11 protein-coding genes and 1 pseudogene are annotated in these 13916 nt (G+C 62.7%); 7 read left to right on the top strand and 5 right to left on the bottom strand.

What is annotated here, in order from left to right; all coding sequences use genetic code 11:
- Window positions 1-116 (bottom strand): annotated as a pseudogene (locus O7A60_RS29415) (S-(hydroxymethyl)glutathione dehydrogenase); the annotation flags it as partial.
- A gap of 247 nt (window positions 117-363) precedes the next feature.
- Here O7A60_RS29415 and O7A60_RS29410 point away from each other — a divergent pair.
- From O7A60_RS29410 to O7A60_RS29400, 3 genes are all read left to right on the top strand, one after another.
- On the top strand, window positions 364-2376 hold the full coding sequence (locus O7A60_RS29410) for an acetyl/propionyl/methylcrotonyl-CoA carboxylase subunit alpha (protein ID WP_337109197.1): 2013 nt from the start codon (window positions 364-366) through the stop codon (window positions 2374-2376).
- Between the two features lie 106 nt (window positions 2377-2482).
- Window positions 2483-6010 carry a DNA polymerase III subunit alpha gene (dnaE, locus tag O7A60_RS29405; RefSeq protein ID WP_337109196.1) on the top strand — a complete coding sequence of 1176 codons (3528 nt, stop codon included), beginning with the start codon at window positions 2483-2485 and terminating at the stop codon, window positions 6008-6010.
- 55 nt (window positions 6011-6065) lie between these two features.
- Complete coding sequence (locus O7A60_RS29400; protein ID WP_337109195.1) at window positions 6066-6869, top strand: potassium channel family protein; 804 nt, start codon at window positions 6066-6068, stop codon at window positions 6867-6869.
- Window positions 6870-6878: 9 nt separating this feature from the next.
- On the opposite strand, the gene O7A60_RS29395 is transcribed toward O7A60_RS29400, so the two are convergent.
- Window positions 6879-7760 (bottom strand): DMT family transporter, encoded by an 882-nt coding sequence (locus O7A60_RS29395; RefSeq protein WP_337109194.1) that lies wholly within the window; start codon window positions 7758-7760, stop codon window positions 6879-6881.
- Window positions 7761-7945: 185 nt separating this feature from the next.
- Here O7A60_RS29395 and O7A60_RS29390 point away from each other — a divergent pair, with 185 nt between their 5' ends.
- Complete coding sequence (locus tag O7A60_RS29390; RefSeq protein WP_337109193.1) at window positions 7946-8452, top strand: hypothetical protein; 507 nt, start codon at window positions 7946-7948, stop codon at window positions 8450-8452.
- Window positions 8453-8458: 6 nt separating this feature from the next.
- Here the strand turns inward: O7A60_RS29390 and O7A60_RS29385 are convergent, their stop codons facing one another.
- A complete protein-coding gene (locus O7A60_RS29385) occupies window positions 8459-9787 on the bottom strand; it encodes a DNA polymerase IV (protein WP_337109192.1) in 1329 nt (442 codons plus the stop codon).
- A 65-nt stretch (window positions 9788-9852) separates the two neighbouring features.
- Here O7A60_RS29385 and O7A60_RS29380 point away from each other — a divergent pair, with 65 nt between their 5' ends.
- Both O7A60_RS29380 and O7A60_RS29375 read left to right on the top strand, forming a co-directional pair.
- Complete coding sequence (locus O7A60_RS29380) at window positions 9853-10428, top strand: GNAT family N-acetyltransferase (RefSeq protein ID WP_337109191.1); 576 nt, start codon at window positions 9853-9855, stop codon at window positions 10426-10428.
- 260 nt (window positions 10429-10688) lie between these two features.
- Entirely contained in the window at window positions 10689-12251 is a 1563-nt protein-coding gene (locus O7A60_RS29375; protein WP_337109198.1) for a hypothetical protein, read from the top strand.
- Window positions 12252-12310: 59 nt separating this feature from the next.
- Here O7A60_RS29375 and O7A60_RS29370 read toward each other — a convergent pair whose 3' ends face one another.
- Window positions 12311-12973 (bottom strand): hypothetical protein, encoded by a 663-nt coding sequence (locus tag O7A60_RS29370; protein WP_337109190.1) that lies wholly within the window; start codon window positions 12971-12973, stop codon window positions 12311-12313.
- Window positions 12970-13269: a DUF3572 domain-containing protein gene (locus tag O7A60_RS29365; protein WP_337109189.1), complete on the bottom strand. Its 300-nt coding sequence runs from the start codon at window positions 13267-13269 to the stop codon at window positions 12970-12972. Before O7A60_RS29365 ends, O7A60_RS29370 begins: the two co-directional genes overlap by 4 nt.
- Before the next feature lie 246 nt (window positions 13270-13515).
- Here O7A60_RS29365 and O7A60_RS29360 point away from each other — a divergent pair, with 246 nt between their 5' ends.
- Window positions 13516-13887 carry a response regulator gene (locus tag O7A60_RS29360; protein WP_006334976.1) on the top strand — a complete coding sequence of 124 codons (372 nt, stop codon included), beginning with the start codon at window positions 13516-13518 and terminating at the stop codon, window positions 13885-13887.
- Window positions 13888-13916 lie beyond the last annotated feature (29 nt).

The following is a 13916-nucleotide window of genomic DNA, read 5'->3' as shown; positions in this document are numbered from 1 at the left end:
ATGCCGGTCGCCTTGATTTCGACCAGCACCTCGCCATCGCGCGGTCCCTCGAGGTCGACCTCCATGATCTCCAGCGGCTTTCCGGCGGCGACAGCAACAGCGGCGCGGGTTTTCATCGGGCATTCCTCCAAAGGCGGTTTTTGCGCAGGCTTTCAGGTTTTGGCCCGCTCTTCAACAGTCAGATGAGACGAAATCGCGGCTTTGTTGGCGCAGATAGCACACCGCTCGACAACCAGCCCGGCTCGGCAGGGAGCGCGACGGCGCGTCGGGAGGGGCGCCCGTCACGTCGTGCACCGCGGTACTTGAGACCTGGCGACATAGTCCATAGAACTGAACCGTCTGCCGGAGGGGAATTCTACCCGCATGTTCACCAAGATCCTGATCGCCAATCGTGGCGAGATCGCCTGCCGCGTCATCAGGACGGCGCGCAAGATGGGCATCGCCACGGTCGCTGTCTATTCCGATGCCGATCGCGATGCCTTGCATGTCGAAATGGCCGACGAGGCGGTGCATATCGGGCCGTCGCCCGCCGCGCAGAGTTATCTCGTTCCTGAAAAGATCATCGCCGCCTGCAAGGCGACCGGCGCCCAGGCCGTGCATCCGGGCTATGGCTTCCTGTCCGAGCGAGCCGCGTTCTGCGAAGCACTGGAAGCGGAAGGCGTCGTCTTCATCGGCCCGAAGCCCAAGGCGATCAAGGCGATGGGCGACAAGATCGAATCGAAGAAGTTCGCCAACGCCGCTGAGGTTTCGACGGTTCCGGGCTGGCTTGGCGTCATCGAAAATGCCGACCATGCCGAAAAGATCGCCGGTGAAATCGGCTATCCCGTGATGATCAAGGCCTCGGCCGGTGGTGGCGGCAAAGGCATGCGCATCGCCTGGGATAGGTCGGAAGTGCGCGACGGGTTTGACCGGGCGCGCTCGGAAGCCAAGAGTTCGTTCGGCGACGATCGCGTCTTCATCGAAAAGTTCGTCGTCGACCCGCGTCATATCGAGATCCAGGTGCTGGCCGACGCGCACGGCAATGCGCTCTATCTCGGCGAACGCGAATGCTCGATCCAGCGCCGCAACCAGAAGGTGGCGGAAGAGGCGCCGTCGCCATTCCTCGATGCCAAGACGCGCAAGGCGATGGGCGAGCAGTCGGTGGCGCTGGCCAGGGCCGTCGATTACCAGAGCGCCGGCACCGTCGAATTCATCGTCGACAAGGACAAGAACTTCTATTTCCTTGAAATGAATACACGATTGCAGGTCGAACATCCGGTGACCGAGCTCGTCACCGGCATCGATCTGGTCGAGCAGATGATCCGCGTCGCCGCCGGCGAGAAACTCGCCATCAAGCAGAGCGACGTGAAGCTGAATGGTTGGGCGGTGGAAAGCAGGCTCTACGCCGAGGATCCCTATCGCAATTTCCTGCCGTCGATCGGCCGGCTGACGCGCTACCGGCCGCCGGAGGAAGGACAGTTCGGCGACATCGTCATCCGCAACGACACCGGTGTCACCGAAGGCTCGGAAATCTCGATGTTCTATGATCCGATGCTCGCCAAGCTGTGTACCTGGGCGTCGACGCGGCTCGAGGCCATAGATGCCATGTCGGAAGCGCTGGACAGCTTTGTCGTCGACGGCATCGAGCACAACATACCGTTCCTGGCGGCGCTGATGCAGCATCCGCGCTGGCGGAAAGGGGAGATATCGACCGGCTTCATCGCGGAGGAATATCCCGACGGTTTTGCCCCCGTCGTGCCGAACAGCGAGGAAAGGGCCGTGCTGGCATCGATCGTCACCGCCGTGGAACTGCTGCGCCGCGACCGTCTCGACCGGCTGGGCGGGCGGCTGGCGCCGCATTCGGGAGCGCTCAAGCGCGACTGGGTGGTGAAGATCGGCGAAGATTATCTGCCGGTTTCTATCATTGAAGGCATGGTTTCCATCCCGATGGAAATCGACCTGTCCATCGATGGCTGCAAGGCACTGACCGTTTCGTCCGACTGGCGGCCGGGTGACCTCATCTGGCGCGGCACGGTCGGCAAGCGCAGGGTTGCCGCCCAGATCCGGCCTGTCGCCAATGGCCTTCGCATCGCCTGGAAAGGCATGTCGGTGACCGCGCGCGCCATGCTGCCGCGCACCGCCGAATTGGAACGGCTGATGCCGGACAAAGTGGCGCCGGATACGTCGAAACTTCTGCTCTGCCCGATGCCGGGGCTTGTCGTGTCGATAGCCGTTGCCGAAGGCCAGGAGGTCAAGGCCGGCGAGACCTTGGCCGTGGTCGAGGCGATGAAGATGGAAAACGTGCTGCGCGCCGAGCGCGATCTGGTCGTGGCGAAACTCAACGCCAAGCCCGGCGATAGCCTGGCTGTCGACGCTGTGATCATGGAATTCGCCTAAGCGGCTGGAAGCCTGTGATCAGTAGTCGTTTGTGCTGGACTGGCATCGCCTGGTCCCGGACAATATATCTCCATCGACTCAAGTCTTACGGACAGCGCGACAAACCATGGCGGATGACAGACTTCCACGCGATCCCCTGAAGCGCGAAGCCGCGATCGCGGCCGCGCGGCCGGAGGTGCCGGCGCGGCCGTTCGTCCATTTGCGCGTGCACTCGGCCTATTCGCTGCTGGAGGGCGCGCTTCAGCTTGGCAAGATCGTTGGCCACGCGGTGAAAGACGAGGCGCCGGCCATCGCCGTCACCGACACCAACAATCTGTTTGGTGCGCTGGAATTCGCGCAAAAGGCGGTGAAGGACGGCATCCAGCCGATCATCGGCTGCCAGATCGCGCTCGCCTTCTCGGGCGAGAGCAGCGATGGCCAGCGTGACCGCCGTCGGCAAGGCCCCGATATGCGGCCGGTCGTGCTGCTCGCGGCCACTGAAGCCGGCTATTCCAATCTCGTCCGGCTGGTTAGCCGCGTTTATCTCGAAACGCCGCCCGGTGAAGCGGTGCACCTGACCACCGAAATGATGGACGGCCAATGTGCCGGCCTGATTTGTCTCAGTGGCGGGCCGCGCGGCCCGATCGGCATAGCCCTGAAGGAAGATCGCCGCGATCTTGCCGAGGCGCGACTAGTCACTCTCAAGACGATGTTCGGCGACCGCCTCTATGTCGAGCTGGACCGGGTTTCGGGCTACGACCGGATGATCGAGAAATCCTCGGTCGATCTCGCCTATTCCCAAGAATTGCCGCTGGTTGCCACCAACGAGGCCTTCTTCTCTTCGCGCGACGAGTATGAGGCGCATGATGCGTTGATCGCCATCGCCGAGGGTTCGGTTGTCGCCGTCGACACCCGCCGCCGACTGTCGCCGGACAATTTCCTGCGCAGCCAGGCCGACATGGCGAAATTGTTCGCCGACCTGCCGGAAGCGATCGACAACACGGTCGAGATCGCGTTGCGCTGCTCCTATTATCCGAAAACGCGCAGCCCGATCCTGCCGCGTTTCACCGGCGGCGATGCCTCCGACAAGGACGCGGCCGAAAAGGCCGAGGCCGAGGAACTAGCCCGCCAGGCGCGCGAAGGGCTCGATGCACGGCTTGCCCTGCATGGGCCGACCCCGGGCTACACGGTCGAGCAATATCGTGAGCGGCTCGAATTCGAGCTTGGCATCATCGAGAAGATGAAATTCCCCGGCTACTTCCTGATCGTTGCCGACTTCATCAAATGGGCCAAGGCGCAAGGCATTCCGGTCGGGCCGGGGCGTGGTTCGGGCGCCGGTTCGCTGGTCGCCTATTCGACGACCATCACCGACATCGATCCGCTGCGCTTCTCGCTTCTGTTCGAACGCTTCCTCAATCCGGATCGCGTGTCGATGCCCGACTTCGACATCGACTTCTGCCAGGACCGCCGCGAAGAGGTGATCCGCTACGTCCAGCAGAAATATGGCCGCGACCAGGTCGGCCAGATCATCACCTTCGGTACGCTGCAGGCGCGCGCCGTGCTGCGCGACGTCGGCCGCGTGCTGCAGATGCCCTATGGCCAGGTCGACAAGCTGTCGAAAATGGTGCCGCAGAACCCGGCCAATCCGGTCAAACTCGCCGACGCCATCGCCAACGAGCCACGCTTTGCCGAGGAGGCCGAGAAGGAGCCGATCGTCCAGACACTGCTCGACATGGCGCAAAAGCTGGAGGGCCTCTACCGCCATGCCTCCACACACGCCGCCGGCATCGTTATTGGCGATAGACCATTGTCGGAACTGGTGCCGATGTACCGAGATCCGCGCTCGGACATGCCGGTCACCCAGTTCAACATGAAATATGTCGAGCAGGCCGGGCTGGTGAAGTTCGACTTCCTCGGCCTGAAGACGCTGACGGTGCTCGAAACAGCAGTCAAGTTGATCCGCCGCCGCGGCATCGACATCGACCTCGCGACGATTCCGCTCGACGATCCCGAGACCTACGCCATGCTGTCGCGCGGCGAGGTGGTTGGCGTGTTCCAGGTGGAAAGTGCCGGCATGCGCAAGGCGCTGATCGGCATGCGGCCGGACTGCATCGAGGACATCATCGCGCTGGTCGCGCTCTACCGGCCGGGCCCGATGGAAAACATCCCGACCTACAACGCCAGAAAGCATGGCGAGGAGGAGATGGCCTCGATCCATCCCAAGATCGACCATCTGGTAAAGGAGACGCAAGGCGTCATCGTCTACCAGGAACAGGTGATGCAGATCGCGCAGGAGCTGTCCGGCTATTCGCTTGGCGAAGCCGACCTTCTGCGCCGCGCCATGGGCAAGAAGATCCGCGCCGAGATGGACAAGCAGCGTGAACGCTTTGTCTCCGGCGCGGTCGAGCGCGGCGTGGCAAAGCCGCAAGCCGACTTCATTTTCGACCTGCTGGCCAAGTTCGCCGACTATGGTTTCAACAAGTCGCACGCCGCCGCCTACGCCGTCGTCTCCTACCAGACCGCCTATCTCAAGGCGCATTATCCGGTCGAGTTCCTTGCGGCGTCGATGACACTCGACATGGGCAACACCGACAAGCTCGCCGACTTCCGCCAGGATGCGCTGCGCCTCGGCATCGAAGTCCTGGCGCCGTCCGTTATGACCAGCTTCCGTGCCTTCGAGGTCGGCGAGAACCGCATCTATTACTCGATGGCCGCGCTCAAGGGCGTCGGCGATGCCGCCGTGGAGCACATCGTCGCCGTTCGCGGCGAAAAGCCGTTCAAGAGCCTGGCCGATTTCTGCGAGAGGGTCGACCCGAAGATCGTCGGCAAGCGGGTTTTCGAAAGCCTGATCATGGCCGGTGCGCTCGACTGCTTCGGCCATGATCGCGCCCAGATGCTGGCTGGCGTCGAGCGGATGATGGGACTGGCGTCGCTCGCCCAGCAGAACGCCGTTTCGGGTCAGGCCGATATCTTCGGCGCCTCGCTCGGCGCCCAGTCGCAGGCGCTCAATTTGCCGGCGACCGATCCCTGGCTCGCCGCCGACCGCCTGCACCGCGAATTCCAGGTCGTCGGCTTCTATCTCTCGGCCCATCCGCTCGACGAGTACAAGGCGGCGCTGCAGAAGATGCGAGTGCAGAACTGGGCGGAGTTCTCCGCTGCCGTCAAGCGCGGCGCTTCCGCCGGCCGGCTTGCCGGCACCGTCACCAGCAAGCAGGAGCGCAAGACGCGCACCGGCAACAAGATGGGCGTGGTGGCCTTTTCCGACACCTCCGGCCAGTACGAGGCCGTGTTGTTTTCAGAAGGATTGGCCCAGTATCGCGATCTCCTCGAAGCAGGCCGCTCGGTTGTCATCACTGTCGCGGCGGAGGACAGGCCCGAGGGTGTCAACCTGCGCATCAACTCCGTCCAATCGCTGGAGGACGAAGCAAGCCGCATCCAGAAGGCTCTGCGCATTTTCGTCAGGAACGAGGGGCCTGCCTCGATCATCCAATCCCAGCTCACCCAGCGCGGGGAAAGCCAGGTCAGCATTATCGTGATCAAGGAAGAGGCGCAGGGCGAGGTCGAGATTGCCCTGAATGGCGGCTACCGCGTCTCGCCGCAGATCGCCTCGGCGATGCGCGCCGTGCCTGGTGTGGTCGAAGTGGAGCTGGTGTGATCTGCGCGCTTGCCAGGCGGCAACCCGCGGGCCGGCACCTGCCGCTCATGCCGGCATGAAGGCCAAGGGGACGCGCGCATCGCAGGATCTTTCCGCGACGTCGCGCCTACGCGACATGCTGCGCAGGCTCTATCATGGGCGCTCGCCGGCCGCGTTCCGGTTCCAACTGGTGGCCGTCATCATCGACCTCGCCATCATCGCCTTTTTCATCGCCACGCCGGTCATCCAGCAGTCGGCCTCGTTTCTGTGGCTGGACTATGCCGTGGCGGCTCTGGTCGCCGCCGATCTGATTGCCCGGCTGCTGGCCTCCAACGACATGCTGCGCCTGATGAAGCAGCCGACCTTCTGGGTGGATGCCTTCATCCTTCTGACGCTGCTGATGCCGGCGGCGCTCGCAAGTCTCGGCTTTCTGCGAATTCTGCGGCTGTGGTCGCTGTCGCGCAGCGGTTCGATCTGGCGGCATTTCGAGATGCGTGGCCTGCGACCCTGGCGCGAGGCGAGCCACGCGGTTATCAACCTGTTGACCTTTCTCTTTGTCATCACGGGCTTCGTTTACACGTTCTTTTTCCGCAACGGTGCCGGACTGGAAAACTACATCGACGCGCTTTACTTCACCGTCGCGACCGTGACGACAACCGGCTTCGGCGACATCGTGCTGCCGGGCATCGCCGGCAAGCTGACGGCGATCGTGACCATGATCATCGGCATATCGCTGTTCGTCAGGCTGGCGCAGGCGATCTTTCGGCCGGCCAAGGTGTTCTTTCCCTGTCCGCAATGCGGGCTGCGGCGGCATGAGCCGGACGCCGTGCACTGCAAGGCATGCGGCCATGTCCTCAACATTCCAGACGAAGGGAACTGACCGGCAGTGCTATGACGCCGCGACCTCGGCCGGCTTTACAGCTTTGCGCTGCAAGTTGAGCAAATTGCCCATCAGGATCAGCAATGCGCCGCCGGCGGTGAAGGCGTCGATCTGCTCCTGATAGAGCAGCCAGCCGATCAATGCCGACAGCGGTACGCGCAGGAAATCCATCGGCGAGATCACGGTCGCGTCGGCATAGGCCAGGGCGCGGGCGAGGCAGAAATGGGACGACATGCCGGTGAAACCGATCAGGATGATCCAAGGCCATAGTTCAAGCGAAGGGTTGCGCCATTCGTAGAGAGCCGGAACAAGGCCGACCACGGACTGGATGACCAGCATCCAGAAGATGATCCGCACGACGCTGTCCGTGCGCGTCAGCGACTTGACCAGCACCAGCGAAACGCCGAAACAGACCGCCGCGCCCAGCACGACCAGATGGCCCACATCGGCCGAGTCGACGCCTGGACGCACGATGACGACCACGCCGATCAGCCCAAGCACGATCGCCGCGAGCCGTGGCCGGCTCAGCCTTTCGCCGAGAAACGTGACCGCCAGGATCGCCGTCCAGATCGGCGTGGTGAATTCGATCGAGATCAGCACCGCCAGCGGAATAAGCGTCAACGCGTAGAGCCATGCAGCCTGGCCGCTATAGTGGACGACATTGCGCGCGATATGGGCCAGCGGCCGCTGCGTGCGCATCGCGGCAAGCCCACCTGTCGTCATCACCAGCGGCAGCAGAATGAAGAAGCCGATGACCGAACGCAGTTCCAGCACCTGGAAGACGTTGAGTTCGGCCGTGGTGGCGCGGCCGGCTACGGACATCGCCAGGAACGACGTGATCGACAGCGCCATCCAGAACGCGGCCTTGGGGATCGACGGGGTGGGTGCCATGTCCGCTATGTCGCAGGCCGTGGTTGGCGGAGCAATCGCTAGTCCATGTATTCTTCTGGGCCAGTCGCGGCGAAGGCTTTGAGAGCAGTCATGCTGCGGGCGGAACCCGATACGGCTAGGGGCGTTGAGCCCCCTGGTATCTGTGCTGTGCAAACGCGCATTCCCGTGTCGACAAGGAGGGTTTCATGAGACGATTCGCGCAAGTGGCGCTTGCTGGCTGCCTGGTGATTGCTGCGGGCGCGGCTCATGCCGACGAGACCAAATTTCTCCAGTCGTTCAAGGGCAATTTCGCTGGCAAGGGCACTGTCCAGGTAACCACGGGTGTGCCGAACGTCAGTGTCTCTTGCAGCTTCAAGTCGAACGCGACCTCAACCTCGCTGTCGCTCGACGGCAACTGCCGCGGCCTGATCGTGGTGACACGCGCCATCAGCGCTCGTCTGAAGGTCAGCGGCGGCAAATACAGCGGCGTCTATGTGGGATCGCGCACCGGACCGGCGCAGCTGAACGGAAGCCGTTCCGGCAATGCGATAAACCTCGCCATTCGCTGGGCCAAGGAGGTCAATGGCGATCGCACCGCGCAGCTTACCGTACAAAAAAACGGGGCGGACGGCATTGTTTTGACGGTGGTCGACCGTGATCCCCAAACCGGCAAGAGCGTTGTGACCAGCCGCATCGATCTTCGGCGCAGCTGATCGGGTTCAATCTTCAAGCGGCTCCGGTGGATGGACGTCGCGGCCCTTGCCGAAGGTATAGCCGGTTTGCACAGCCTTGCGCCCGAACTTGTCGCGCAACGCATCGATGGCGCCTTCGGCCATGGCGCGCTTGCGCGACTGGACATCGACCAGATCCGGCGGGTCGGCCTTATCGTCGTCGGAGAGGTCGCTGACACCGATGCCGAGCAATCGAAATTTCGTTCCGTCCGTCTCCTTGCGAAGAAGTTCCACGCCGGTCGAAAAGATGCGGTCGGCGAGCCGGGTCGGGTCGCCGAGTTGGCGGTTGCGCGTGCGCAGCTTGAAATCCTGGGTCTTCAGCTTCAGCACGACGGTGCGCCCGGCAATGCCTGACTTCTTCAGCCGCGCCGAGACTTTCTCCGAAAGGCCCCTCAGCACGGAGACCAGCTCTTCCAGCGAGGCGATGTCGGTGTCGAAAGTGGTTTCGGCCGATACGCTCTTGGCATCCTGGTCGGGGTCGACGCGGCGGACATCCTCACCGCGCGAAAGCCGGTAGAGCCGTTCGCCCATCGCCCCATAGCGGCGCATCAGTTCGCCGCGTTCCATCTTCTGAAGCTGGCCGATGGTGCGGATGCCATCCTGTTCGAGCGTGGCGTTGAACGCCTTGCCGACACCCCAGATCATGGTCACCGGCTGCGTTGCCAGAAAGCCGACCGCTTCGGCCTCGCCAATGACGGAGAAGCCGCGCGGCTTGCGGAAGTCGGACGCGATCTTGGCGAGGAACTTGCAATAGGACAGGCCTGATGAAACGGTGATGCCGATCTCCTTCTCCACGGCCAGCGCGAAGCGCGCCAGCACCACCGCCGGCGGCAGGCCATGCAGCCGCTCGGTGCCGGCGAGATCGAGGAATGCCTCATCGATCGACAGCGGCTCGACCAGCGGCGTCAAGGCCTGCATCATGGCGCGCACCTCGCGGCCGACGGCCACGTACTTTTCCATGTTGGGCGCGATCACGACCGCCTCGGGGCAGGCCTCGAGCGCCTTGAACATCGGCATGGCGGAGCGCACGCCGCGGATGCGTGCGATATAGCAGGCGGTGGAGACGACGCCGCGCTTGCCGCCGCCGATGATCAACGGCTTGTCCTTGAGCGCCGGGTTGTCGCGCTTTTCGATCGCCGCGTAGAACGCATCGCAATCGATATGGGCCAGATGCAGCCGGTAAAGCTCGGGATGGCGGGCAAGGCGAGGGCTGCCGCAGCGTTCGCAGCGGCGCGTTTCACCGCGCTGAAACATCAGGCAGTCACGACAAAAACCGTGATCGGGATTGTTGACAGGAGCCGCCATCGCTGCGAACATATAGAGAACAGAAGCAATGGTACGACAGCGCAGGGCCAGCGACAAGCCTGGCCTGGGGAGAACGCATGAGCACGACGGTAGTGCCGCTGGCGCCTGAGCTCTGGCCTGAGTTCGAGGACCTTTTTGGCAAGCAGGGCGCCTGTTATGGCTGCTGGTGCACGCATTTCCGGCTGGCGCCGGCGGCGCGGCGCGAGAGCAGCCGTGAACGCAACAAGGACCACATCAAGGCGCGCATCGAGGCCGGCCCGCCGCCCGGCCTGCTGGCTTTCGAGGATGGCAAGGCGGTTGGCTGGATGCAGATCGGGCCACGCGCCGACGTGCCCGAATGGAACAACAAGGGCAGGGGCTCGGCGCCGATCGATCCCGCCGACGCGTCCGATCCGGCCGTCTGGGCGATCTCCTGCTTTTTCATCCGCGCCAAAGCGCGCGGCAGGGGCATCACGCACCGCCTCGTCGAAGGCGGCATCGATTTTGCCCGCAGGAACGGCGCGCGGCTTGTCGAGGCCTGCCCGATCGACCTGTCCCGCGATTCGCGTTCGATCGGCCTGTTTGTCGGCTCATCTGGGGTCTTCGAGAAGGCCGGGTTCGAGAGGCTCGTGGAGCGCAAGGCCGGCCGGCCGCTGATGCGGCTGACATTGTAGGAAAACTTCAGCTTGCAGTTGCATAGTATTTTCTACGGCAAAGTGATTTTGCTCATGAGGAAATAAGGGGAGCGGGGCGAAACTGAATCCTTTATTCTGCAGCGGTGCCAGATTGCGCGGCTGGTCGACGAACATTCGCCGCGGCTGGTGTTGAAGCCGAATGCCTGGCCGTCATCGTCTTGCAGTCGTGATGGTATTTCCCTACCAGAGATACGAAACGAATTTTGCCTTCGACCGAACGGAGAATTCCCGTGAACCGTATGTTGCCAATTGCCTTTACCGCGCTGCTGCTCAGTGCGCCTGCTTTCGGCCAGACCGTCGACAGCCACGGCGCCAAGCAATTGTCCGATGACCTATCCCGCTATGTCGGCAAACAGGCGCTCGATAAGGGTATCCTGAAGATTACGGCCGAAGGCGACGCCTACAAGATCGTGTTCGATTTCAAGGCGCTTGCCAGCAGCTTTCCCGACCAGAAGCTGATGAAATTCGACTTTGCGCCCTACGCCCTGCTGGTCAAGCCGCGCAGTGATGGGTCCTGGGATGTCTCGATGGATTTTTCGCAGAGCGCGTCCTTTGAATTCAACGGCCCCCAGGGAAAGCAAAGCACGCGGTTTTCGATCAAGGACGGCAAGGGCAGCGGCGTTTATGACCCCAAGCTGGCAGCCTTCACCAGCGCCACGAGCTCGATTGCCGGGATGACGATGTCGTCGCAGGATAGCAAGCAGCAGATGGAGGCGAGCGCTGGTGCCGGCACCGTGACGCTTTCCGCGACCAAGGCGGCCAATGGCGGCGTCGATTTCACGACATCGCAAAAGATTTCGAACTTCGTCGAAGCGATAAAATTCAATGATCCCGAGAGCGGGCTGAATTTTCCCGTTACCGTGAAGTCGCCGGAATTTTCTGTGAACGCCGGCGGCAAGGGTGTGCAGACCAAGCCTCTGCTCGACCTGCTGGCGTTTGCCGTGGCCAATGAGGACGAGAAGACGCTGAAGGCAAACCAGGCGCAGCTCAAGTCGCTTCTGCTTGCAGCACTTCCTGTGTGGGAGCGTATCGACGGAACCTATGGCTTCAAGGATTTCGCGGTCGACAGCCCGATTGGTACGTTCGGGGCGACCCAGTTCGGCGTAGCGTTCGGTTCCGACGGGGTCGCCCAGAACGGCAAGATCAGCTATGGCGTCAAGGCTTCGGGGCTGACCGTGCCGCAGCAGCTCTTGCCGAGCTGGAGCGTGGCGCTGCTGCCCACCGATATCGACCTGAACTTCGGCGGCGCCAACATCGATCTCGACAGCATGGCGAAGAAGGCGATCGAAGCCTTTGACCTCAATCAGAATCCGCCGCTGCCGGCCGAGTTCGGCGACCAGCTCAAAGCCGACTTCCTTGCCAAGACGCCGAAGGTCGTCATCGGCCGCAGCACCGTGAAGAACAAGGACATGGAAATCGCGCTGGAAGGCGAGATGACAAGCTTCGGCCAGAAACCTGACGCAAATCTCACTGTCGACATCGCCGGCTTCGACAAGATCATGGAACATCTGCAGGAAGCAGCGAAGGCGGAGCCGGAGGTCGGGCAGTACGTGCCTGTCGCTCTCATGGCGAAGGGTTTTGCCAAGACGCTGCCGGACGGCAAGCTGGAATGGGTCATCAACACCAAGGCCGACGGCTCGGTCGCCGTCAACGGCGTCATGCTGAAGCCCGCTGACCCAGCGGTGGACGACAGTGTCGACGACGGTGACGGCTCGGACGACGAGAGCGGCGGCGGCGACAATGGTGGCGGCGACAATGGCGGCAGCGCTAACGGCGGGGCAGGGGCTAAGCTCAATCCTTGAGGTTCAACCCTCGACCAATTCCAGGAAAAGTGTAAAGCGGTTTTCCGCGCGGGAGTGCGTCAAAGCGCCTGAAATCCCAGCGCGGCCGCGATCTTCGGCCCGGCTTGGTGCCAATCCTGGACGACGATGACATCGTCCGGGACCGACGGCAGGAACGAGCGCAGAGAATTGTCGGCCATCAGGTGGAAAAGATTTGCGTCGGCGACAGATTCCCGCACCGACGCCAGATTGGCCGGTTGGTCGTCGACGAAGACCACCGGCCGCCCGGTATTGCCGCGCAGCCTGGCCACCGCCGGGCCCTTGGCCATTTCGGTGGTCAGCAGCGGATAGCTTAGCCCGAGGGCGTCGAGATGCGCGCGGCGAACGGCACGATGCCTGTGTGGCATGGCCGTCAGCAATATGATTTCCGCGCGGTCTCCAAGCCCCGTCAAAGCTTTCGCGGCTCCATCGGTGATGCTCTGCCAATCGGCTTGCGCGTCGAAGAAATCACCCAAAAGTGCCGCGACTTCGGGTTGTTCGATCAGCCGGCCGCTGGCCGTTTCGGCAATGTTACCGGTCAGCCGGAAGGATGCCAGCGTCAGGCCATAGCCACGCGCCTTGAGGAAATGCGGAAAAGGGCGGATGAATTCGAGCACCACGTCGTCGACGTCGAGCACGAGCAGCGGCCTGTCGTCAGCCGCCAGTTCCTCGATCTGGCGCGCGGTTTCGGGATCATCGCTCATGTGGAACGCTCGTGATCGTCATCGCCAAGCGGCAAGGCGCGCAACGCCTTGCCGACAGCCGCCGGTGGCGTGCCGGTCTCCTCGGCGAAGCGCATCAAAGTCGGCTCGTGGGCGAGGATGAATTGCAGGACGCCGGCCAGGAAACCCGGCTCGCCGGCCGCCCGGCGGATCGAATGCGCCTCTATTCCGGTGATCGCCAGAAAGCGCGGTAAAAGCTCCGGATCGGCGGCAACGAAGCCCAATGCCTTCACGGCAATGGTTTCGGCCTCTTCGCGCATTGACGCTGCGTTTGCCATCACTACCTTCGGTGTGTGGAATGAGTCTCTCCCGCAGTAATGGCAAGAGTTGGCCGCGGCAAGCCATTAGAGCGCGGCGCGCCTTTTGGATGCGCGGGAGGCGCGGCGGAATTCGTGCTGCTTTGCAGGCTACGGGTTTCCGTTTCGTCAATCATATTGCCGTATCGTGAAGCAGGGTTTGGTGCGTCCAAGGAAAGAGCGCATGACGGCCGCCTCCGGGCGGAGGACGGCCGGGACGGGATTTCGATGCCTAAGAAGGTCATGATCGTCGAGGACAATGAGCTCAATATGAAGCTCTTTCGGGACCTCATCGAAGCAAGCGGTTACGAGACGGTGCGCACCCGCAACGGTCTGGAAGCGCTCGACCTGGCGCGCCAGCACCGGCCGGACCTCATCCTGATGGACATCCAACTGCCAGAAGTGTCGGGGCTGGAAGTGACCAAATGGCTGAAAGAGGACGACGATCTGCACGTCATCCCGGTCATTGCCGTGACTGCCTTCGCGATGAAGGGCGACGAGGAGCGCATCCGCCAGGGCGGCTGCGAGGCCTATATTTCGAAGCCGATCTCGGTGCCGCGCTTCATCGAAACCATCAAATCCTATCTGGGCGATGCCTGATGTTCCCTTCCAGCCGAGCCGGAGCCTTG

Origin of the sequence: Mesorhizobium salmacidum (SeqCode) (assembly GCF_037179605.1) — a bacterium.
In the GTDB taxonomy this organism is placed as follows: domain Bacteria; phylum Pseudomonadota; class Alphaproteobacteria; order Rhizobiales; family Rhizobiaceae; genus Mesorhizobium; species Mesorhizobium salmacidum.
The sequence above is the reverse complement of the archived record's forward strand: the minus strand, read 5'-3'. Positions and strand labels throughout refer to the sequence as shown.

Coding starts and splice junctions, on each gene's coding strand:
- O7A60_RS29410 (WP_337109197.1), top strand. CDS start 364: ATGTTCACCAAGATCCTGATCGCCAATCGTGGCGAGATCGCCTGCCGC.
- dnaE (WP_337109196.1), top strand. CDS start 2,483: ATGGCGGATGACAGACTTCCACGCGATCCCCTGAAGCGCGAAGCCGCG.
- O7A60_RS29400 (WP_337109195.1), top strand. CDS start 6,066: ATGAAGGCCAAGGGGACGCGCGCATCGCAGGATCTTTCCGCGACGTCG.
- O7A60_RS29395 (WP_337109194.1), bottom strand. CDS start 7,760: ATGGCACCCACCCCGTCGATCCCCAAGGCCGCGTTCTGGATGGCGCTG.
- O7A60_RS29390 (WP_337109193.1), top strand. CDS start 7,946: ATGAGACGATTCGCGCAAGTGGCGCTTGCTGGCTGCCTGGTGATTGCT.
- O7A60_RS29385 (WP_337109192.1), bottom strand. CDS start 9,787: ATGTTCGCAGCGATGGCGGCTCCTGTCAACAATCCCGATCACGGTTTT.
- O7A60_RS29380 (WP_337109191.1), top strand. CDS start 9,853: ATGAGCACGACGGTAGTGCCGCTGGCGCCTGAGCTCTGGCCTGAGTTC.
- O7A60_RS29375 (WP_337109198.1), top strand. CDS start 10,689: ATGTTGCCAATTGCCTTTACCGCGCTGCTGCTCAGTGCGCCTGCTTTC.
- O7A60_RS29370 (WP_337109190.1), bottom strand. CDS start 12,973: ATGAGCGATGATCCCGAAACCGCGCGCCAGATCGAGGAACTGGCGGCT.
- O7A60_RS29365 (WP_337109189.1), bottom strand. CDS start 13,269: ATGGCAAACGCAGCGTCAATGCGCGAAGAGGCCGAAACCATTGCCGTG.
- O7A60_RS29360 (WP_006334976.1), top strand. CDS start 13,516: ATGCCTAAGAAGGTCATGATCGTCGAGGACAATGAGCTCAATATGAAG.